At 43.1% G+C, this 19,397-nt stretch carries 19 protein-coding genes; 8 read left to right on the top strand and 11 right to left on the bottom strand.

Features of this window, described 5'->3' with window-relative positions; genetic code table 11:
* Window positions 1-60 precede the first annotated feature (60 nt).
* Window positions 61-456, top strand: coding sequence for a large conductance mechanosensitive channel protein MscL (gene mscL, locus MHI23_RS16865; RefSeq protein ID WP_024423693.1), 396 nt, complete (start codon window positions 61-63; stop codon window positions 454-456).
* Window positions 457-677: 221 nt separating this feature from the next.
* Here mscL and MHI23_RS16860 read toward each other — a convergent pair whose 3' ends face one another.
* Window positions 678-1,088 (bottom strand): YwpF-like family protein, encoded by a 411-nt coding sequence (locus MHI23_RS16860; RefSeq protein ID WP_047202524.1) that lies wholly within the window; start codon window positions 1,086-1,088, stop codon window positions 678-680.
* A gap of 117 nt (window positions 1,089-1,205) precedes the next feature.
* Here MHI23_RS16860 and MHI23_RS16855 point away from each other — a divergent pair, with 117 nt between their 5' ends.
* From MHI23_RS16855 to MHI23_RS16845, 3 genes are all read left to right on the top strand, one after another.
* On the top strand, window positions 1,206-1,562 hold the full coding sequence (locus tag MHI23_RS16855; RefSeq protein WP_041087904.1) for a hypothetical protein: 357 nt from the start codon (window positions 1,206-1,208) through the stop codon (window positions 1,560-1,562).
* A gap of 402 nt (window positions 1,563-1,964) precedes the next feature.
* Window positions 1,965-2,825: a Cof-type HAD-IIB family hydrolase gene (locus MHI23_RS16850; protein ID WP_219909111.1), complete on the top strand. Its 861-nt coding sequence runs from the start codon at window positions 1,965-1,967 to the stop codon at window positions 2,823-2,825.
* A gap of 153 nt (window positions 2,826-2,978) precedes the next feature.
* Window positions 2,979-3,767 carry an STAS domain-containing protein gene (locus MHI23_RS16845; RefSeq protein WP_041087908.1) on the top strand — a complete coding sequence of 263 codons (789 nt, stop codon included), beginning with the start codon at window positions 2,979-2,981 and terminating at the stop codon, window positions 3,765-3,767.
* A gap of 68 nt (window positions 3,768-3,835) precedes the next feature.
* Here the strand turns inward: MHI23_RS16845 and MHI23_RS16840 are convergent, their stop codons facing one another.
* Window positions 3,836-6,613, bottom strand: a complete 2,778-nt coding sequence (locus MHI23_RS16840; protein WP_342492116.1) for a DEAD/DEAH box helicase — start codon at window positions 6,611-6,613, stop codon at window positions 3,836-3,838.
* On the bottom strand, window positions 6,600-8,207 hold the full coding sequence (locus MHI23_RS16835) for an SWIM zinc finger family protein (RefSeq protein WP_024426314.1): 1,608 nt from the start codon (window positions 8,205-8,207) through the stop codon (window positions 6,600-6,602). The genes MHI23_RS16840 and MHI23_RS16835 overlap by 14 nt, the downstream gene beginning before the upstream one ends.
* Window positions 8,208-8,393: 186 nt before the next feature.
* On the opposite strand from MHI23_RS16835, the gene MHI23_RS16830 reads away from it, so the two are divergent.
* Both MHI23_RS16830 and MHI23_RS16825 read left to right on the top strand, forming a co-directional pair.
* Window positions 8,394-8,537 (top strand): hypothetical protein, encoded by a 144-nt coding sequence (locus MHI23_RS16830; RefSeq protein WP_003214884.1) that lies wholly within the window; start codon window positions 8,394-8,396, stop codon window positions 8,535-8,537.
* 116 nt (window positions 8,538-8,653) lie between these two features.
* Window positions 8,654-9,973 carry a UDP-glucose/GDP-mannose dehydrogenase family protein gene (locus tag MHI23_RS16825; RefSeq protein ID WP_342492115.1) on the top strand — a complete coding sequence of 440 codons (1,320 nt, stop codon included), beginning with the start codon at window positions 8,654-8,656 and terminating at the stop codon, window positions 9,971-9,973.
* 33 nt (window positions 9,974-10,006) lie between these two features.
* On the opposite strand, the gene MHI23_RS16820 is transcribed toward MHI23_RS16825, so the two are convergent.
* The 5 genes from MHI23_RS16820 to alsS all read right to left on the bottom strand — a co-directional run bounded on the left by MHI23_RS16820 (window position 10,007) and on the right by alsS (window position 14,276).
* The gene (locus MHI23_RS16820; protein ID WP_024423686.1) at window positions 10,007-10,543 is read right to left on the bottom strand and encodes a chromate transporter; all 537 of its coding nucleotides are present in this window, start codon (window positions 10,541-10,543) and stop codon (window positions 10,007-10,009) included.
* Window positions 10,543-11,124: a chromate transporter gene (locus MHI23_RS16815; RefSeq protein ID WP_120207856.1), complete on the bottom strand. Its 582-nt coding sequence runs from the start codon at window positions 11,122-11,124 to the stop codon at window positions 10,543-10,545. Before MHI23_RS16815 ends, MHI23_RS16820 begins: the two co-directional genes overlap by 1 nt.
* Window positions 11,125-11,140: 16 nt before the next feature.
* Entirely contained in the window at window positions 11,141-11,617 is a 477-nt protein-coding gene (locus tag MHI23_RS16810; RefSeq protein WP_024426311.1) for an Lrp/AsnC family transcriptional regulator, read from the bottom strand.
* Window positions 11,618-11,769: 152 nt separating this feature from the next.
* Window positions 11,770-12,540 carry an acetolactate decarboxylase gene (budA, locus tag MHI23_RS16805; RefSeq protein ID WP_024423683.1) on the bottom strand — a complete coding sequence of 257 codons (771 nt, stop codon included), beginning with the start codon at window positions 12,538-12,540 and terminating at the stop codon, window positions 11,770-11,772.
* A 35-nt stretch (window positions 12,541-12,575) separates the two neighbouring features.
* A complete protein-coding gene (gene alsS, locus MHI23_RS16800) occupies window positions 12,576-14,276 on the bottom strand; it encodes an acetolactate synthase AlsS (RefSeq protein WP_342492114.1) in 1,701 nt (566 codons plus the stop codon).
* A gap of 150 nt (window positions 14,277-14,426) precedes the next feature.
* Between alsS and alsR the strand changes: the two genes are divergently transcribed.
* Entirely contained in the window at window positions 14,427-15,314 is an 888-nt protein-coding gene (alsR, locus tag MHI23_RS16795; protein ID WP_041108107.1) for an acetoin biosynthesis transcriptional regulator AlsR, read from the top strand.
* Between the two features lie 74 nt (window positions 15,315-15,388).
* Window positions 15,389-15,991, top strand: a complete 603-nt coding sequence (locus MHI23_RS16790; protein WP_326349845.1) for a flavin reductase family protein — start codon at window positions 15,389-15,391, stop codon at window positions 15,989-15,991.
* Window positions 15,992-16,027: 36 nt separating this feature from the next.
* Here MHI23_RS16790 and rbsB read toward each other — a convergent pair whose 3' ends face one another.
* Genes rbsB through MHI23_RS16775 form a run of 3 tightly spaced genes read right to left on the bottom strand, consistent with a single transcriptional unit; the run spans window position 16,028 to window position 19,395 of the window.
* Complete coding sequence (rbsB, locus tag MHI23_RS16785; protein WP_342492113.1) at window positions 16,028-16,945, bottom strand: ribose ABC transporter substrate-binding protein RbsB; 918 nt, start codon at window positions 16,943-16,945, stop codon at window positions 16,028-16,030.
* Window positions 16,946-16,958: 13 nt separating this feature from the next.
* Window positions 16,959-17,912, bottom strand: coding sequence for a ribose ABC transporter permease RbsC (rbsC, locus tag MHI23_RS16780; protein ID WP_024423678.1), 954 nt, complete (start codon window positions 17,910-17,912; stop codon window positions 16,959-16,961).
* A 1-nt stretch (window position 17,913) separates the two neighbouring features.
* Window positions 17,914-19,395 carry a sugar ABC transporter ATP-binding protein gene (locus MHI23_RS16775; protein ID WP_056765604.1) on the bottom strand — a complete coding sequence of 494 codons (1,482 nt, stop codon included), beginning with the start codon at window positions 19,393-19,395 and terminating at the stop codon, window positions 17,914-17,916.
* Window positions 19,396-19,397: the final 2 nt, after the last annotated feature.

Below are 19,397 nucleotides of genomic sequence, written 5' to 3'. Positions count from 1 at the left end.
GACTTGCAATTTAGACAAAAAAACGTCATATTAGACAAAAAAAGATGAAGGTGATAAAGGATGCTGAAAGAATTTAGAGAGTTTGCCGTCAAGGGCAATGTCATTGACTTGGCTGTAGGTGTCATCATTGGGGGAGCATTTGGCAAAATTGTCACTTCTCTTGTGAATGATTTAATCATGCCGCTTGTCGGTATTATTATTGGAGGGCATGATTTTAGCGGTTTATCCATTAAAATCGGAGCTGCTCAAATTTTATATGGAAACTTTATTCAAACAGTGGTTGATTTCTTAATTATCTCGTTTTCCATTTTTATCTTTATTCGTTATTTGAATAAGTTAAAACGGAAAAAGGTCGAGGAAGAAGAGGTTGTGGAAACGCCGGATCAAACGGAAGTTTTACTAACTGAAATTAGAGATCTATTGAAAAATCAAAGCCAGTCTAAAGATGTGCAATAAAAAAGAGCGGCTGATCCCGCTCTCAGCGTGTAGACAAACCCTTGCATTCGGTGTCAGGTCTGCGCTCCGGTACTCACGAATGTTAAATTCGCTCCGTTCCAGTACTCGCCCTTCCTAGACTTCAAAGGTTTTCAAACACGCTGAAAAGAAGACAAAGGGCTAAAATCAAGTTCATTTTAGCCCTTTGTCAACAATCTAAGAGCGGCTGATCCCGCTCTTTTTTATGTGTTTTGTTTAAAAGCATCTAGTAGTTTTTCTCCTGAAAGCCCCTCTTTGACGAGGTCTTTTAATACTTCTTCAGTTTCTGTTCTGTAACGATTTGTAATCATTTTACCATCGAGTAATACAGAAATGTTTTCTTCTAAGGCAACGATGTTTTTGACTTGGACAGATAGGTGAACAGGGCGGTTGTTTTCTTTAGTGATCGTTACAAGAATCTTCACTTCTGTGTGCTGCTGAAAGAGTACCTCAAACACCTGTCTATGTTTCTTTGGAATGAGTGCCTCGATCATCCAGTGATTTTCACCGTCTTCTTTATTAATGATTAAACCGTCACAAAGGGGAATGCTGGACATTTTATCTTGCTGTGGGTCAAGTTCAATTTTTAAATCAATCAGCCTAAAGGTTTTCATATTTATCACCTCACAAGCGTTCATTATTCGTAAGTATTATTATAGCATACAACATCTGTATAAATGAAACCGCTGCCTGCTTAGAACTAGCTGCACATGAGTGAAAGGAGATGTTTTATGGAGTCCTATCAATTGAGAAATATTCATATTGGCGAGGAGAAGGCAAAGAGTGATATACGTGTTTATTCGTGGGGAGACATTCTTTCATTTTGTGATGTCTATATGGAAGAAGGAGAGTCACTCACGTTTCAATATGTCACTGAGGATCAAATGGACTGCTTTGAGTTTCAGCTGTCGGTTCATGATGGACGGCTTTGTTTTTATTGGTTTGCGTGGGACGGGTCTGATTATATTCACATGCCTTCTAGTAATTGGATTCATTCAGATATTTTTTATCAATTTATGAAAAATAAGTATTTCATCAAACAAAACAAGATGATGTTTTATACGCAAGCGGTAAAAAACAGAAATTAATGAGGATATAAAGAATTTGAAGGCCTATTTTGCTATTTTCAAGTTTTGTCACATCAGGCCTTTCTCCGTAGACTAGGGGTAGCTGAAAGGAAAGGAGGCAAGTCCTGATCAAAAGGTAACGTCTATCATCTGACAGCCCCCCTCTAGCTAAAGCTGATAGATGCTGCCTTGTGCATATGAACACTGCGTAATAGAACCAATGCTTCTTTGTATAGGTCATGTGTCCCCTTATGAATCCCCTTTGTGTGTATCCGGTCATAATGCGTGGCCGGATACCCTTTTATTCACTGTTTAACCGATCAGCTCTTGCAAATAGTGGATACTCATTACATAATGATGATGGATTTTGTTAACGGGATATCGGTTGAAAATAAAGACAAAAAGGAGAGAACGATGACAAACATTCAATTAATCGCAACGGATTTAGATGGCACTTTATTGAATAGTGAACACAAAGTAAGTCAGGAAAACGAGCAGGCATTAAAGGAAGCAGCTGCGAATGGAATTGAGGTTGTCGTTTCAACAGGGAGAGCGTATTTTGATGTGAGGTCTATTTTTGACCAGCTTGGTATGAATACATGGGTGATTAGTGCCAATGGAGCTGTGATTCATGATCCAACTGGACAAGTGTACCATTCAGCTACTTTACTAGAAGAAAAGGCTAAAAACATATTGTCATGGCTGGAAGAACGTGATTATTATTATGAAGTCTTTACAAACGAAGCCATTTTCACACCAAATCGCGGCAGAGAGCTTCTTGCGATTGAAATGGACCGTTTAAAAAGTGCAAATCCAGAAACGGATCAAAATGTCTTAAAGCAAGCGGCAGAAGTTCAATACAGCCAGTCAGGTTTTTCTTATATTGATACATATAAAGAATTGTTTCGTGAGGATCGAAAGCTTTCATTTTACAACATCTTAGGTTTTTCTTTTTTTCAGGACAGATTGAAAGCCGGATGGGATATGTTTGGTGATGATTCAGATTTAACATTGGTTAGTTCGGCTGATCATAACTTTGAAATTGGTTCAAAGCACGCGTCTAAAGGGCAGGCATTAACAAGGCTGGCAGAAAGACTAGGTATTCCTTTAAGTAGGGCAGCGGCTGTAGGAGACAGTTTAAATGATGAATCGATGCTTCAAGCTGCTGGTGTTGGGGTTGCGATGGGGAATGCGAGGCAGGATATAAAAGAAATCGCTGATCACGTCACGTTATCAAACGATGAACATGGTGTGGCGCATATGATTCGGCACCTTTTGAAATAGATGAATCAGATGTCGCGGTATAAATCACATAGGATGAAGCGCATTCTACAAAAGAGGAATTCAGAACCACTTCTATTTACACATGATGTGGAACATCATATAATTTAATTAAGAATATAACCCGCTTGTAAGGAAACTAAGGAGAGTAAACGAATGGCGCTGGAATCTTATAAGTCCGAAAATCTGCATTTAATCAAGGAAGCCTTGGACTATACTCAGGTTGGCCTGACGGTGACGGACCCGTCTTTACCTGATAATCCTTTAATATATGTGAACAAGGGCTTTTTAGATATGACAGGCTATCAAGAAACCGAAGTATTGGGGAGGAATTGTCGTTTCCTTCAGGGAGATGAAACTGAACAAATCGCTCTCAAACAAATTAGAACAGCCATTGAGAACAAAGAGGCTGTCACTGTTCAGCTGAAAAATTATAAAAAATCTGGACAAATGTTTTGGAACGAGTTAAGTGTTGCTCCTCTTTGGATTGACGAAAATGAAGGGAAACGTCTTTATTTCGTTGGTCTGCAAAAGGATGTCACGAAAGAGAAGGAACAGCAAGAGCTTCTTGAGCAATCAATTGATGAAGTGCTGAATATTTCTGTCCCAATCGTTCCGGTGAAAGATGGTATCTCTGTGTTACCGATCATTGGTACATTAACAGCGCCAAGATTTGATAAGATTATTTCAACGGTTTCCACCTATATCTCTCAATCCAAGGATGATTATTTTATTGTCGATCTGTCCGGATTATTAGAAGTGGATTCATTTGTGGCAGATGCGATCTTTAAGCTGAACGATTTGATTTTAATGACAGGTACTGAACTCATTGTGACAGGAATTAAACCGAATCTTGCAATGAAAATGGGAGAAATGAGAGAGGACTTCCGTGAATTAAATACGTATATGAATGTGAAATCTGCATTGAAAAAACTAAACATTTAGCGTACGTTATATGAAATGAAAAAGAGGACTTTTCTCAAGATTAATGAAAAGTCCTCTTTTTGCTGTGATTAAGATGATTGAGCGGCGGCACTTAAGGTAAATAAGTCTTCTAGTTCGTTTGTCGATAGCTCTGTAATCCAGCTTTCGCTTTGGATAATTTGATCATTTAATGTTTGTTTTGTTTCGAGCATTTGATCGATTTTTTCCTCGATTGTGCCCGTTGTGATCATCTTATGGACGTGAACAAATCGTTTTTGTCCAATCCGATAAGCTCGGTCTGTTGCTTGGTTTTCCACAGCAGGATTCCACCATCTATCGTAGTGAATGACATGGTTTGCGGCGGTTAGATTGAGTCCTGTTCCTCCTGCCTTTAAAGAGAGAATTAAGATGTTGAATTCTTTCTTCTGGAAGCGGTCCACCATTTTGTCCCGCTCTTGTTTTGAGAGACTGCCATTTAAAAATTGGACTGGTTCTCCAAACATCTTTTCTGCCAGCTGCTTGATCATGTTGCCCATTTCAATATATTGCGTAAAGATGAGACAGCTTTCTCCTTGCTCATGTATCACTTTTAACAGCTCTGCGAGTTTATCCATTTTTAACGAACGTTTCAGCAGTTTCACATCTGTTCCGCTCTCTTTTAAATAGAGCGCAGGGTGATCACAAATCTGTTTGAGTCTGCCAAGCATACTTAAAATAATGGCTTTTCGCTGCATCCCTGTTAATGATGCCATGTGTTCAAATGTATCCTTCACGAGCTGTTCATATAAAGACGCCTGCTCAGCGGAGAGCGGAATGAATTCTTTTTCTTCGAGTTTCTCAGGCAGGTTCAGGGCAACCTCTTCATCTTGTTTTGTTCGTCTTAATAAAAATGGTTTGATCAGCTGCTGGAGCTGTTCAATTCTTTTTTCTTCACGGTCTTTTTCAATCGGAAGGACGAACTTTTTATGGAAGCTGGTCAGGCTGCCGAGATATCCTTTGTTGACGAAGTCGAATATGGACCAAAGCTCTGTCAAACGGTTTTCCATTGGTGTCCCGCTGAGGGCAATGTGATGCTGTCCTTTGAGCTGTCTAATCGCTCTCGATTGTTTCGTATGGGCGTTCTTGATGTTTTGGGCTTCGTCTAAGCAAATGGTATTCCACTTTGCTGCCGTTAATTCATCACGATCAGAATGTGAGAGTCCATAAGACGTCAAAACAATATCTGTTGACTCATATGTTTTTGTGAAGTCCTCTCCCTGTGGACGCGATGGGCCATAATGCAGGGCAACCTTCAAATGTGGTGCGAATGTTTCGAGCTCTCGCTGCCAGTTTCCTAAAACAGAGGTCGGCGCAATGATGAGAGAGGGAGCGGCATTTTGCTCCTGCTCCTTCAAATACGTGAAATACGCGATCATTTGAATCGTTTTTCCAAGACCCATATCATCTGCTAAACAAGCCCCAAATCCATGAGATCTTAAAAATAAAAGCCAATTTACGCCATGCTGCTGATACGGACGCAGTTTGCCTTTGAAGGACTCACTCATTTCGTAAGAAGGCAGCTCGTGCGAATCATTTAATTGGTGGACAAGCCCTCTTAATTGCGATGAAAGTTCAAATTGAATATGGGCAAATGCTGAACTGTCTAGTAGTTCTGGAATCGATTCAGAGGAAGCTTCTTGATCTGCCAGTTCGCGTGACAAAATATCAGACATGTGAAGCCCTTCATTTTCGGCACGCTCCATCCACTTTTTCATTTGCTGAATGAAGGTCGGGTCTATTTTGATCCATTGTCCTCGAATGTTGACAAGGCGTCGTTTGCTTTGGACAAGCTCGTTGAACTCATCTTCTGTCAGTTCAATGCCGTTTGTAGCAAAGCGCCAATTAAAGTCCATTAATGCGTCCATTCCGACATGCGATTCGCCTCGCGGTGTAGAAGAAATCCTTGCTTTTAACATCATCGTGCTGTCTTTAACAATTTGCCACCACGATGGGAGCAGAATCTCAATGCCCATATTGACAAGTGTTTCACTTGCTTCAGATAGGAAGAGCCATGCTTCTTCTTCTGACATAAGTGTGGTGCCAGATGTGAAAGAAAGCCAAGGGACAATTTGACTGAATCGTTCCAGCTCTCTTGAAATTTTATCTTGATACGGATGCCAAGACCTTTTCAATGAACGAATGCCTTCAAAAAAGTGAAGGTCACTGTTTTTCTTGTCCCGCAAAAACAATTCGATTTTCCAATCATCTCCGTCAAAATCCGGTTCATTTAAGCGCAAGCCGACAGTGAACGGCGTCTCATCATCTATCCAGCCAATCGTCTCTAAGAAATCCTGCTCATCTAGAAAATGTCCTTGGAAGGTTGAGAGCGCAGGCGATTGTGCGTTCATGAGTTCCCATTTGTGCTGCAAGGCATCATCATACTGAATGTAATCCTGTACAGCAAAGGAGAACCAATCAGCCGTATAACCATCTAATAGGCCTTCTTTATCTTTAAACCGAAGCTCGCCTTTTGTCCACGCCTCATAATCGGGAGCGAAATCTTCGTCCTCGATGAATTCGTAAATGGTGGAGGCTGTCTTCATCAGTGGTTCCGTTTCATCCGATAATGTCACATGACTAAACGTATTAAATGAATTTTTTCCTAGCAATTCAACGGTCATCCAAGGGCTTAACAGAAAGGCAGGAGTGCCAATAAAGCTGACATCTTCTAAAAATGTTCCGTAGAAAGAAGATTCGTGCCATTGGAAAAGCTGCCTCTTCATTTCATTAAGCGGAACAGGGTGTCCGTCCTCTGCTTGCGCTGAAATGGTGAAAGAGAAATCTTCAGTTTGTTCTGCATGAATGACAATTTGTTTATGGCGTGTCATCAATCAATTTTCCTTTCTTCATTTCCTCTTGGAACGCACGCAGCCGTTTTGTTGAATCTTGCAGCTGCTTTACATACCTTTCCCAGATCACGGTTTTTTTCGTTTTATGATAAAGCGTGCGCAGTTTCTTCAGCATTTTCACAGACTCTCGATAAGCACTTCGATTCTTTTGATCGAGAAGAAGTGAGATTTCACGGTGGTACGATGGAATGAGGGCTTCCGGCTCCTCTTTTGCAATCTGTTTGATCAAATCCTTCTCCAGTTCACTAATGGAGAAACCAACAAGGCTGTGAATCTCAATCCATTCCGCATAACGCTGCTGTGCATACAAGAGCTGACTGTATTCTGTAAACGCATAGGGCATACAGATTTGGAGATAACGTTCATATAAATGATGATCCTTCGTCTGCTTAAAGTATGCATCTAAATAAAAGAAGAAATCACTGACGGCTCCCCGCAGTTCTCTGTAGGAAAGGTCGAGCTGGCAATATTCCTCTAATATATAGGTGATTTCATGATACCAGAGCTTGAGCCGCTTCCAGTCCTTTCGGTTTGTGAGATCCTTCAGCCAATTGAGCACATTTGGCAGCATATCCGCATTGAGCAGCTGTAATTGCTGAAAGAGGCTTTCGTCTTCTTTCAGTAAATAATCCATGTGCATCAGCCCGATGGTACGTTCAACCGTTTGTTCTTTCTTCTGGGCGCTCTTTAGTAATTCTGTTTCTTTTTTGACCCATTTCCCTCTATTTAATATGGTGCCCCAAATCTCCATAAAGACCGCTACTCGTTCATGCTGGAAAGGTCCATTGATTTGAAGAAGTGTGCGAACGGCAGTTGGTGTGTTTTCAAGAAACGGATCGAGGGAAAAGGAAAGGGCGTATGTCTTCAAATGATCCACTGAATCGAAAATGGTGTTCATGAGCTGTTCTACATAGGGATTCATGGAATAAAAGTCTTTTTCGGCATCAAGCCGGCCGAGGTCGACGAGTTCATGAAGCCTCAGCCATACATCGATCGACGTATGAATCGCATACAAGCTCTTGAATTCAGGTGAAGCAGGTGCGTGTTTTTTTAGGATCGATAAATAGCCGTAATATAAATGCTGCGGTGTTTGCTGGTGCTTCGGTGTCCGTTTCAGCCAGAGGTTAAATTCCTCTTGAAAAAAAGTCAGCCAGCTTTGGAGTGATTGTTCGTCTGGGCGCTTCACTTGGAAGTGCTGGCGAATCAGTTCTTTGCTGCGCTGTAATTCATCCTTTTCTGACCAATGTTCTGTAAACCCGGTCACACTCTCTACTTGAGCGTATAGCGAAAAGAAGACAGCAAGAATGTGTTTACAAAGTCCATCTGCTGGACATGAGCAGCTGCTTCTCACAGGAAACAGCACATGAAGGTGGACTCTTGCTGCCACGACATCATGTACATAAGCTGACCATTCGGTATCAGACTCTTGCTTGAGCCGATATACGCTGTCCTGTCTATAAGTAATCAATGCTTTTTTGATGAGTTGTTTGTTTTCATCTGTTGCAGGAAGAAGTTCTTTGATCTGTTCGGCTGTTTGTTTGATTTCTTCTTCGTTGATGTTGTGCTGAAGCATTTGATCCGCTCCTAACCAAGTAAAAGATTCCAATTCTTTTATTATAGCTCAATGGGGATTTATAAAAAAGTTTTTCATGAAAATGGTCATAAATTTCAAAAGCTGTCGAATGATGTAATAGAGTATTGCATAAACCAACCTTACAGCATATAATAATGAAATTAGTGGAATCGAAAGGATACAGACATGGATAATAAGGGTTTAAATCAAGAAGAGTTTTTAAAGATTTTGATGTACGCTCATGATATTGGTGAAAATTCAAATGATGTCACAACAAAAGAAATGCTTGAAAATCTGATTGCTCATATTCGAAATGGTCTTGTTTCATAAAAGTGACCCCCTGCTAGTGATGGCAGGGGGTTTTTGTATGCTTTTAAGAATGGAATGAACGCTCCCGGCATACGATGTCATTACAAGCATAAGGAGTATGGGGAGCTGATGGAGTCATGAATATTGCGATTGCAGGCTGTGGGTATGTGGGGCTTGTGACAGGTGTGTGTTTAGCGGAGGCAGGTCATGATGTGGCGTGTATTGATATTGACCGCCGAAAGGTCATGCAGCTGAAACAGGGAACCCCCCCAATGTATGAGCCAGGGTTAAAAGAGCTATTGAAGCGCAACCTTGAGCAGGGACGAATTCATTTTCACATAAATGGAGCGGAAGCCTACCCGCGGGCAGATGTGTTAATGATTGCAGTCGGCACCCCGCAGCAGGCAGATGGCCAAGCTGACTTACAGTATGTGTTTCAGGCTGCAAAAGAGATGGGCTTAAAAGCAAAGTCAGGGGCGATTCTTGTGGTGAAAAGTACGGTGCCTGTCGGAACGGGTGATCAAATCGATCAGTTGATCCATCAAGAATTAGGACGGAAGGAGCCACTAGCGATTGCATCTAACCCAGAATTTTTACGGGAAGGCTCTGCCATTTCAGATACATTGAGGGCGGATCGGCTAGTGATTGGAGCTGAAACAAAAGCCGTATTAGACAAGTTAGAGGACATGTATGCTGATTTCCACCTTCCGTTGGTGAAAACAGACCGTAAAAGTGCTGAAATGATCAAGTATGCATCAAATGCATTTCTTGCGACAAAAATCAGCTTTATGAATGAGATTGCCTCCATTTGTGAAAAAACAGGGGCTGATGTTGAATGGGTGGCGCAGGGAATGGGGCTAGATCAGCGGATCGGTTCTTCCTTTCTCAGAGCGGGCATTGGCTACGGAGGTTCTTGTTTTCCAAAGGATACAAATGCCCTTGTCCAAATTGCAGGGCATGTGTCCCATGATTTTGAGCTGTTAAAGGCTGTCATCAAAGTAAATAATGAGCAGCGGGCAGGTTTTATCCGCAATATTCAGGAGCGGCTGGGGGCAGCTCTTGAAGGGAAGCGAATTGCGCTTCTTGGTCTGTCCTTTAAACCGAATACAGATGATATGAGGGAGGCGCCATCTATTCCGATCGCTCATGAGCTCCATCAATTAGGTGCGGAGCTTGTGGCATATGATCCTGTTGCTGCCCGGCATGCAGCTCGCGAGCTGCCGGATCAAGTCTTATTTGCTCAAACGATTGAGGAAGCGATCAAGGATGCCGATGCGGTCTGTCTATTAACAGAATGGGCGGATATTCAGTCGTTTCCACTCGCTTCCTATAAGAAATGGATGAAGCGGCCGCTTATTTTCGATGGACGAAACTGTCATACACTTGAAGAGGCAGAACAAGCAGGGGTCGAGTATCATTCGATTGGGCGCAGATCAGTTTCTCCAATTTATATGTAAAAGAAAACCGATAACAGTGAATGTTATCGGTTTTTATGAATGCGGCAGAATGAATCCGCCATATAAAAATGCAGCCACAATCAGAAAAGCAGGGTGCAGCTTGAATTTGGTCATCAAGAAAAAGGAGATCGCAGCAATGGCGAGCGATTGCGTCCAGCCGATGGCTTTCACAGCATCTCCGCCGATTTCCCATGTTAATAAAAGCATCATCATCGCAATGACAGGCTGAACGGATAAGGTCATGCCTTTTACGACGGGAGATTGACGAAAGCGGTCAATCAGCTTGAGCAATAAAATCAGCCCAACAGCGGATGGCAGGACAGTTGCAAGCAGTGCCACGATAAAGCCTGGCCAGCCCATGACGTCATAGCCGACATATGCTGCAATCTTCGTAGCGATTGGCCCCGGCAGTGCATTGGCTAAAGCCAGCATATTGGAGAATCCTTCGTTCGTCATCCAATGAAAATGATTGACGATTTCTTCATAATTGAGCGGGATGGATGCAGGGCCACCGCCATATCCTAATAGATTGGATAAAAAGAATGCCCAGAATAAAAAGAGAATCAGCATCATGAAGATACTCCTTTCTCTTTATTTGGCCGATTCCAGCGATTTTTCAGTTTAAAATGAAAGGCGCCATAAAGTAAAAAGATCATGACAATAATTCCTGGATGAATGGACAGCACTTGCAGCCCAATAAAGGCAAGAAGAAATAGAACGATCCCGAAGATCATGCCGAAGCCTTTCAGCGTTTTTTGTCCAAACTCATATGCCATGATGCCGAGCAGCACGGCAATGACAGGGGTCACAGCGCCAATCATATTTTGAATGATTTGTGAGGAGCTTAAAACGCTGACAAGTGTGACAAGGGCTACCATGGCGAGACATGTTGGTAAAATATGAGCAGCTGTGGCGACAATTGCGCCAGATACGCCCTTTAATCGATAGCCGAGGTATGCTGACATTTTCGTAGCGATCGGGCCTGGTAATGCATTGGCGATGGCGAGTGTTTCTCCGAATTCGTCATCGTTGATCCATTGGTATTTCACCACCGCTTCATGGCGAATAAGCGGTATGACGGAAGGGCCTCCGCCAAAACCGAGAATACCGGTTCGCACCATAGCGATAGTGAGTTCGATATATGATTGCAAGTGGTTCAACTCCTGTCTACAATTTCATGCCCATGCGGCTTTTGTATCGTTTAATGAGCATTTGGCAGTCCACACTGACAACGCCTTCTAGCGGGTATAGCTTTTTTGTCAGGAAAGTCTCCATTTCCTGTTCATGTTGAAAAATGCCATGCATATGCAGCTTGCTTGGTCCTGTCATGTGGTAAAGGCTTGTGACAGCCGTTTCCTTTTCAAGCTGAAGGGCTACCGCTTCTAAAAATTTCGGCTCTACCTCTACATTAAAGAAGACAGAGACATGAATGCCGACCTTCGCGGGGTTAATTACAGCGGTGAATCGTTCAATGACTCCTGCTTCAATGAGCTGCTGAATGCGGGCTTGTACGGCAACACGTGACAGACCGACCTGTTTGCCGAGATCTGTATAAGACATGCGCCCATCCTCGTGTAATAGGGATAAAATTTGTTTATCTCTTTCGTCTAATGTTAGGTTTGGAATGCTATAGTCTTTTGACACCGTATAACCACCTTTCTTCTGTTGATATTCTATCATATTTTATTACGAATAGAATGGATGATTTCTATTTTGGTATCGAAACGAAAACATTACGTGCGAGAAAACATCTTTGTGCATAAAAAAACACCCCGATCTCATCGGGGTGTCTTCATTTATTGATCCGGGCTGCTTTCTGCACTGGCAATTTGCTGTGCAAGATCAGCACGATCAATGTCTGCTTGGAAGAATTCCTGCGTATTTGGCAGGTGTAAATTCATATGGCGTTTTTGAGAAATGCGGATGGTGACTTGATCAACGGTGTAATCAAATACGTGTCCGCCAACACTTCGATCTTCATCAATAAAATGAAGATGATATCCACTCACCGCAATGCCATGTGCATACTGCGGTGTACGGAAGCCTGCGATCGTGCCTTGAATATCCTCGAAGTCGAAAATAGGCTGAGACTTGACTGCTTCTACCATTGGAACGTAAGGTTTTTCCTGTTTTTCAACCGTACGTGTTTGAACCTTTTTGAATGATCCATCAATGCGGACCGCATAAAAGATATTTTTACTTGGTAAAATGCGGTCGATTTCTTCTTCAAGTTCTTTAGACGTCATAGGTGCATCAATTCGATGAACGATATCTGTTTCAAAGAATGCTAGAGAGCAGAATGGTGAATAATCTTGATTGGTGACCGGTGTCGCTGTTCCGTCCGAGCGCAGCCGGTAGAATGCGCCGTCAAAGCCGATCAGTTCTCCATCTAATTGATTGAATGTACCGATGCCAAAATCACCGTGTTCAGGAATATGTGCGAGGGAGAAATCTCCATCATATACGGCTTCCAGCAGGGAGGTCATTGTCGATACTTGATAGACCTCTTGCTGTTTGTCATGCTGTCTTGTGTCATTCTGTTGATTCATTGGGTGCATCATACCCATAACCGCTCACTCCTTTAATGTAATGTATCGAAGTCTTATCTGACGTTCATTGCATGTTTCTTGCGAAAGACTTCTGGCCATTTTTGACTGGCGAGGTCAGGGTTGTCTTGATAGTCAATCGGAATATCAATAATCACGGGTCCTTCTATGTTTATACCCTTTTGAAGGACGGTTGAAAGCTCCTCAGGTGAGTTGACCCTTAGTCCAGTCGCTCCAAAGCTTTCCGCATATTTCACTAAATCGATCTGCCCGAATTCAACGCAGGATGTACGGTCATATTTCATTTCCTGCTGGAACGCGACCATGTCGTATGTGCTGTCGTTCCAAACAAGGTGAACGAGGTTTGTTTTCTTCCGGACTGCTGTTTCTAGCTCCATTGCGGAGAAGAGAAAACCGCCATCACCTGAGACCGAGATAATCTTTTCATCTGGATTCATGATAGAAGCCGCAATTGCCCATGGTAATGCGACGCCTAATGTTTGCATGCCGTTACTCACCAGGAATGAGTTCGGTTCATAGACGCGGAAGTGACGGGACATCCAAATCGCGTGAGATCCGATATCACACGTGACCTTCGTGTCATCAGGAATCAGACGTCTCAATGTATGAATGACATCCAGCGGGTGAGATCGATGACTTTCTCTTTCTGGTGTCTTTTCAATGTTGCTTAATAGCTCCTGTAATTCAGTGACGAATTCTATGTTCTCTTTGCTTAGAGAAAGGGGAACACTGTCATGCGCTAGATGTTTGACGGTTTCAGAAATATTGCCTACAAGCTCAAGCGCTGGCTCATAAAAATGGTCAATATCTGCCTGCATGTCATCAACATGGATGATCTGACGCTGCTGCGGCTGAAGGTTCCAATGCTTCGGATCATATTCAATTGGATCAAAGCCAATGGTCAAAAGGACATCTGCATGTTCAATGAGAAGATCACCCGGCTGATTACGGAATAAGCCGATTCTGCCTACATATTGAGACTCGAGCTCTCTTGAGAGAACGCCGGCTCCTTGGTACGTTTCAACAAATGGGATACCAAGTGTTTTTAATAATGCTCTTGTGGCATTTGCAGCAGCTGGACGACTAGCTTTCATTCCCACAATCGCAATAGGTAAGTGTGCATTTTGAATTTTGGCGATAGCCGAACTGATGAGAGCATCTGGTGCAGGACCTAATTCTGGAGAAGGGTGAGCAGACACTGGTGTTTGTGTGGTGTGTTCTGTCACGACATCTTGTGGAAAGCTGATAAATGCTGCTCCAGCCTGCCCTTTTTGTGCCGCGCGAAAAGCATTTGTTAATGCTTCTGGTATATTATGAACGTCTTGTACTTCAACGCTATATTTTGTGACTGGTTTGAATAATGCCGCATTGTCGAGTGATTGATGTGTTCGTTTCAGACGATCTGCACGAATGACGTTTCCAGCGATTGCGACAACAGGATCACCTTCTGTATTGGCTGTTAATAGACCTGTTGCTAAATTAGATGCACCAGGACCTGATGTGACGAGACAAACACCTGGTTTGCCCGTTAATCGTCCGACAGCAGCTGCCATAAAGGCTGCATTTTGTTCGTGTCTGCATAGGACAAGCTCTGGACCTCTGTCTTTTAATACATCAAATACAGCGTCAATTTTTGCACCTGGAATCGCAAAAACATGGGTCACACCTTGAGCAATCAGCGTATCAACAATCAATTCTGCTCCTCGTCTTGTTAGGGGTTGTGCTTGAGATTTCATTTACCCCGCACTCCTTTCGGCAAGTAAAATTTTTTATGAAAATATATTTTCATGATATGATTTACTATACATTTCATAAAATAAATTTTCCAATATATGTTTAACGTGGTTTTGATATGTTTCACGAATAAGTGTGTGAGGAGTGAAAGGATGGAACTGAGACATTTGCAGTATTTTGTCACAGTAGCGGAGGAGCTGCATTTTGGCAGAGCAGCCGCGCGGTTGAATATGACACAGCCTCCACTTAGTCAGCAAATTAAGCAGTTTGAGGAAGAATTGGGTTTTCCTTTATTTCACCGGTCGAAGCGGGTGGTGGAGCTAACAGCAGCTGGAAAGGTCTTTTTACATGAGGTTCGGGGAGTGCTGCAGCAGCTTGATAAAGCGGTTGATCATGCCCGTCATACAGCAAGAGGAGAGCTGGGGAAAATCATCATAGGTTTTGTTGGAACGGCAACATATGATATTCTGCCGCCCGTTGTACGTGAATTCAGGGAGCTGTATCCCTCTGTCAGTATTGAGCTGCAGCAGCTTTCTGTCCCGCAGCAGCTAGAAGCACTTTTAAATGGTGAGATTGATATCGGTTTTTTACATCCTACATCGCCGCATGAAGAGCTAGTTAGTCGTTTGATGAAGCAGAGTGAATGTATTTTTGCGATTCCAAAAAATCATCGATTGGCTCAAAAAGAGACGGTCACGATTGAAGATATCCGTCATGAACCGATTATTTCTTTATCACAGGAATCATGGCCGTCTCTTTATCAGCACTTTGTCCTGCTATGTGAAAAGTACGGGTTTTCTCCAAATATCGTGCAGGAAGCGGCGGAATATCAAATGATCATTGGCCTCGTCACAGCAGGAATCGGTATTGCAGTGATTCCAAAATCAGCCCGGCGTTTATTTAATCTGGATGTTGTATATCGGGCCATTGAGGATGAACAGCTTCTGGCGGAATGGACGATTTCCTATAGACGGGAAAATCATAATCCTGCTTTATTTCATCTGGTACACCATATCCTGCATCGCACCGAGCTGGAATAAGAGGTATAGAGAAAGGGTTATGGTATGATGTCGTTACATTAAAAGGAGGCGTACCTGAATTGATTACATTGCTAATGGATCAGCTGTCACGAAAAGAGGCATATAAATTATTATCTGGATCTATCGTTCCTAGACCGATTGCATTTATTACAAGTCTATCTAAAGAAAATGTCGTCAATGCCGCACCATTTAGTTTCTTTAATGTCATCAGCGGACACCCGCCGCTCATTGCGGTTTCTATCGGACGACGTGATGGTCAGATGAAAGATACTGCGCAGCATATCATCGATAAGAAAGAGTTTGTCGTCCATGTGAGTGATGAAGACATGATAGAAGATATTAATGAAACAGCTGCTACATTGCCTCGGGAAGAGAGTGAGCTGGATCGCACCGGACTTCATCAAGTAGAGAGTCATGTCATTTCAGTGCCGGGAATCAAAGAAGCGCGCATTCGTTTTGAATGTCAGCTGGAAAAACATCTGACCTTTCAAAATGATGAAGGGGAGATCACAGTTGATCATATCATTGGCCGGGTTGTATGTGCACATTTAGATGAGGCTGTTTATGATGCAGAAAAAGGCTATGTTTCTACTAATGAACTGAAACCAGTCGCTCGCCTAGCAGGTAATGATTATGCCCATTTAGGCACGTCATTTGTGCTGAAAAGACCACAATAATAGGAAAACCCCCGAGGGAAATCGGGGGTTTTCTGTTTATTTCTTCTGTTCTAGTTTGAGTGGGGCTGCGATGTTCTTTTGTACCGTTTTCCCTTTTAATACATCGTTTGCAGCACCGACTGCCAGTTGACCGATCAGCTCTGGCTGCTGCGCAACCGTTGCAGAGAGCTTTCCTGCTTTAATTGAGCTGAGTGCATCTTCGTTTCCGTCAAAGCCAACGACAAGAATGTTTTTCCCAGAGCTTTGAATCGCTTCTAGTGCGCCAAGTGCCATTTCATCATTGTGGGCAAAAACGGCTTTGATGTCAGGGTTTCCTTGAAGGAGGTTTTCCATGACATTCAGTCCTTTTGTCCGGTCGAAGTCAGCAGCTTGTTTTGCTGTCACTTTTAAATCTTTATCCGCTATTTGATGGAATCCTTTTCCACGCTCACGTGTAGCGGAAGCGCCTGGTACGCCTTCTAATTCAGCGACTTTTACTCCTTTGCCAACCTTGTCAATGATAAATTTAGCTGCCATTTCTCCGCCTTTGACGTTATCTGAGGCGACAAGTGCTTCTACCTTTCCACTTTCGGCTGAGCGGTCTAATGTGATGACAGGTATATCAGAAGCGTTTGCTGATTCGACAGCGGTTGATATGGCAGATGAATCCGCTGGGTTGATGAGCAATGCGTCGACGCCTTGCTGAATAAGGTCTTCAACATCACTTGTTTGTTTAGCTGAATCATTTTGTGCATCTGCAATCACGACTTCAATGCCTAGCTTTTTCGCTTCTTTTGTCACACCGTTTTTCAGAGAAACGAAGAATGGGTTATTTAACGTCGAGATCGACAGCCCAATTTTGATGTCCTTTTTCTTGCCATCCTTTGATGACTTGGCCCACTCCGGCGCTTCAAGTGAGCAGGCAGAAAGCATGAACAATGAGAGAGTCAGGATGAGAATAAGATATTTTTTCATAGCGGCTGCCTCCTTAAGCAGATTTCTTTCTGTCTAATAGGACTGCAATCAAGATGACAATCCCTTTCACAACAGATTGATAGAATGATGAAACGCCAAGTAAGTTCATACCATTGTTCAGGACACCGATAATGAGCACCCCGATGAGTGTGCCGACAATTCGTCCTCTTCCACCGGACAGGCTTGTCCCGCCAAGTACGACGGCAGCAATGGCATCAAGCTCATAGGACGTACCAGCTGTTGGCTGCGCTGAATTTAGGCGAGATGTTAAGATCGCACCTGCTAAGGCAGACATGAAGCCTGCTAATGAATAGATCATAATTTTCACGCGTGGTACTTTGATTCCTGAGATGAGAGCCGCCTTTTCATTCCCGCCGATGGCATATGTTCTTCTGCCGAAAGGTGTTTTATGAAGCAGTACCCAAAGTACGATAAAGGTGAGAAGCATCGTGATCGCTGGAACAGGAATGCCTAAGAAATATCCGCGGCCGAATAACTGAAAGGCATAGTTAGAGCCAAGCCCAGTAATCGGGTTTCCGTCTGTATAAACGAGTGTCAAACCTCTGAAAATTGTCATCGTGGCAAGCGTTGCGATAAATGGAGCCATCTTGCCTTTTGTGATTAAAAGACCGTTGATCATCCCAAGAACGGCACCGATGATACAGCCGACGATAATGGCTAAAATCGGATCCATGCCAGAAACGATAAAGCCGGCAGTCAGGGCACTGGACAGTGCAAGAATAGCACCGACTGATAAATCAATACCTCCAGTTAAAATAACAAACGTCATGCCAAAGGCAATGAGGGCATTAATGGAGATTTGTCTCAGTAAGTTTAAGATGTTTAATGGCTCTAAAAAGGCCGGGTTTAAAATAGAAACAATGGCAACAAGGATGATGAGTCCTAAGAATGGCCCAAGCTTTTGCATGATGTGATCAAATCGTCCATTTGAAGTAAGTGGTTTCATGTTACTTCCCTCCTGTAGCTAGTGTCATAATTCGTTCCTGCGTTGCTTCTGCTTTGTCTAATTCTCCGCTGATGGTTCCTTCATGAATGACGAGCACCCGGTCGCTCATCCCGAGTATCTCTGGGAGCTCAGAGGAGACCATTAAAATGGCAACGCCTCGATCGGTCAGCTCATTCATTAACTGATAGATTTCTCGTTTCGCTCCGACGTCGACTCCTCGTGTCGGTTCATCTAAAATCAAGACCTTCGGCTGTATGCCAATCCATTTGGCGATGACGACTTTTTGCTGATTTCCACCAGACAGGCTTCGGGCAGAGATGTCAGAGGAAGCCGTTTTTATCGTCAGTCGTTTAATGAGCAGGTCGACAAAATCCTGTTCTGTTTTCTTATCAATCAATCCCTTTGGAGAGAAGCTTTTTAAGTTTGGCAGACCGATGTTTTCTCGGATGGATGCATCAAGCATCAATCCTTCATCCTTGCGATCCTCTGTGATAAAGCCGATGCCGAGCTTGACGGCATCACTTGGTTTTTTAATAACAGCCTTTTTTCCATGAACCCATATTTCTCCTTGATCAAGAGGGTCAAGACCAAACAGCGACCGCATCATTTCGGTCCGGCCAGCACCCATTAAGCCTGCCACACCGACGATTTCTCCAGCTTTAACTGAGAAGCTGATATCTTGAAATTGTCCTTTTCTCGTTGCTTGTTTCACCTCAAGGACAATGTCTCCTGTAGAAGGCGTTCGCTCAGGATATCGATCTGTCAATTCACGGCCGACCATTTTTTTGACGACTTCATGGAAATTCGTTTCAGGTATGGCTTTCGTATCGACCGTTTTCCCATCACGCATGATCGTAATCCGGTCACAGATTGCAAAGATTTCCTCCATACGGTGAGAAATATAGACTATGGAAACGCCTTCTTTTTTGAGAGATTCAATGACCTGGAAGAGCTTCTCGATTTCCCGTTCCGTAAGAGCTGCTGTCGGCTCATCCATGATGATGACCTTTGCATCGGTCATTAATGCTTTTGCAATCTCAATCATCTGTTTTTGTCCAACAGAACAGCTGCCTGCCTCTTGTTCAAGTGAGAGATTCACAGACAAACGGTCCAGCTGCGTTTGGGCGAGGGTCTTCATTTTCTTAGTATCTAGCAGTCCGAGTTTCGTATAGATTTCTTTCCCGATGAATAGGTTCTCCAAGACGGTCATATCCGGCCATATGTTGAGCTCCTGATGAATGAAGGCGATGCCGTGCTGCTCCGCTTCCTTCGGATTTTTGAAAGCGGTTTCTTTTCCGTCGATTTGTATCGTTCCTTGATCTAAAGAATAAAGACCTGTAAGCAGATTCATTAAAGTTGATTTTCCCGCACCATTTTCACCCATGAGTGCGTGGACTTCACCTGTTACGAGGTCAAAGGAGACCCCGGAGAGAACGGTGTTTTTTCCAAAAGCCTTATGGATGTTATGCATCTCTATGTTCATAT

It is taken from the genome of Bacillus sp. FSL M7-0003 (assembly GCF_038628485.1).
GTDB lineage: Bacteria > Bacillota > Bacilli > Bacillales > Bacillaceae > Bacillus > Bacillus safensis.
Note: the sequence above shows the minus strand (reverse complement) of the source record. Positions and strands in the feature narration are given on the sequence as shown.

What these genes read in the sequence shown, in the direction of transcription:
- alsR (WP_041108107.1), top strand. Translation starts at nt 14,427, where the DNA reads ATGGAACTGAGACATTTGCAGTATTTTGTCACAGTAGCGGAGGAGCTG.
- MHI23_RS16840 (WP_342492116.1), bottom strand. Translation starts at nt 6,613, where the DNA reads ATGACACGCCATAAACAAATTGTCATTCATGCAGAACAAACTGAAGAT.
- MHI23_RS16845 (WP_041087908.1), top strand. Translation starts at nt 2,979, where the DNA reads ATGGCGCTGGAATCTTATAAGTCCGAAAATCTGCATTTAATCAAGGAA.
- MHI23_RS16830 (WP_003214884.1), top strand. Translation starts at nt 8,394, where the DNA reads ATGGATAATAAGGGTTTAAATCAAGAAGAGTTTTTAAAGATTTTGATG.
- alsS (WP_342492114.1), bottom strand. Translation starts at nt 14,276, where the DNA reads ATGAAATCTCAAGCACAACCCCTAACAAGACGAGGAGCAGAATTGATT.
- mscL (WP_024423693.1), top strand. Translation starts at nt 61, where the DNA reads ATGCTGAAAGAATTTAGAGAGTTTGCCGTCAAGGGCAATGTCATTGAC.
- MHI23_RS16825 (WP_342492115.1), top strand. Translation starts at nt 8,654, where the DNA reads ATGAATATTGCGATTGCAGGCTGTGGGTATGTGGGGCTTGTGACAGGT.
- MHI23_RS16820 (WP_024423686.1), bottom strand. Translation starts at nt 10,543, where the DNA reads ATGCTGATTCTCTTTTTATTCTGGGCATTCTTTTTATCCAATCTATTA.
- rbsC (WP_024423678.1), bottom strand. Translation starts at nt 17,912, where the DNA reads ATGAAACCACTTACTTCAAATGGACGATTTGATCACATCATGCAAAAG.
- MHI23_RS16835 (WP_024426314.1), bottom strand. Translation starts at nt 8,207, where the DNA reads ATGCTTCAGCACAACATCAACGAAGAAGAAATCAAACAAACAGCCGAA.
- budA (WP_024423683.1), bottom strand. Translation starts at nt 12,540, where the DNA reads ATGGGTATGATGCACCCAATGAATCAACAGAATGACACAAGACAGCAT.
- MHI23_RS16855 (WP_041087904.1), top strand. Translation starts at nt 1,206, where the DNA reads ATGGAGTCCTATCAATTGAGAAATATTCATATTGGCGAGGAGAAGGCA.
- MHI23_RS16790 (WP_326349845.1), top strand. Translation starts at nt 15,389, where the DNA reads ATGGATCAGCTGTCACGAAAAGAGGCATATAAATTATTATCTGGATCT.
- rbsB (WP_342492113.1), bottom strand. Translation starts at nt 16,945, where the DNA reads ATGAAAAAATATCTTATTCTCATCCTGACTCTCTCATTGTTCATGCTT.
- MHI23_RS16860 (WP_047202524.1), bottom strand. Translation starts at nt 1,088, where the DNA reads ATGAAAACCTTTAGGCTGATTGATTTAAAAATTGAACTTGACCCACAG.
- MHI23_RS16775 (WP_056765604.1), bottom strand. Translation starts at nt 19,395, where the DNA reads ATGAACATAGAGATGCATAACATCCATAAGGCTTTTGGAAAAAACACC.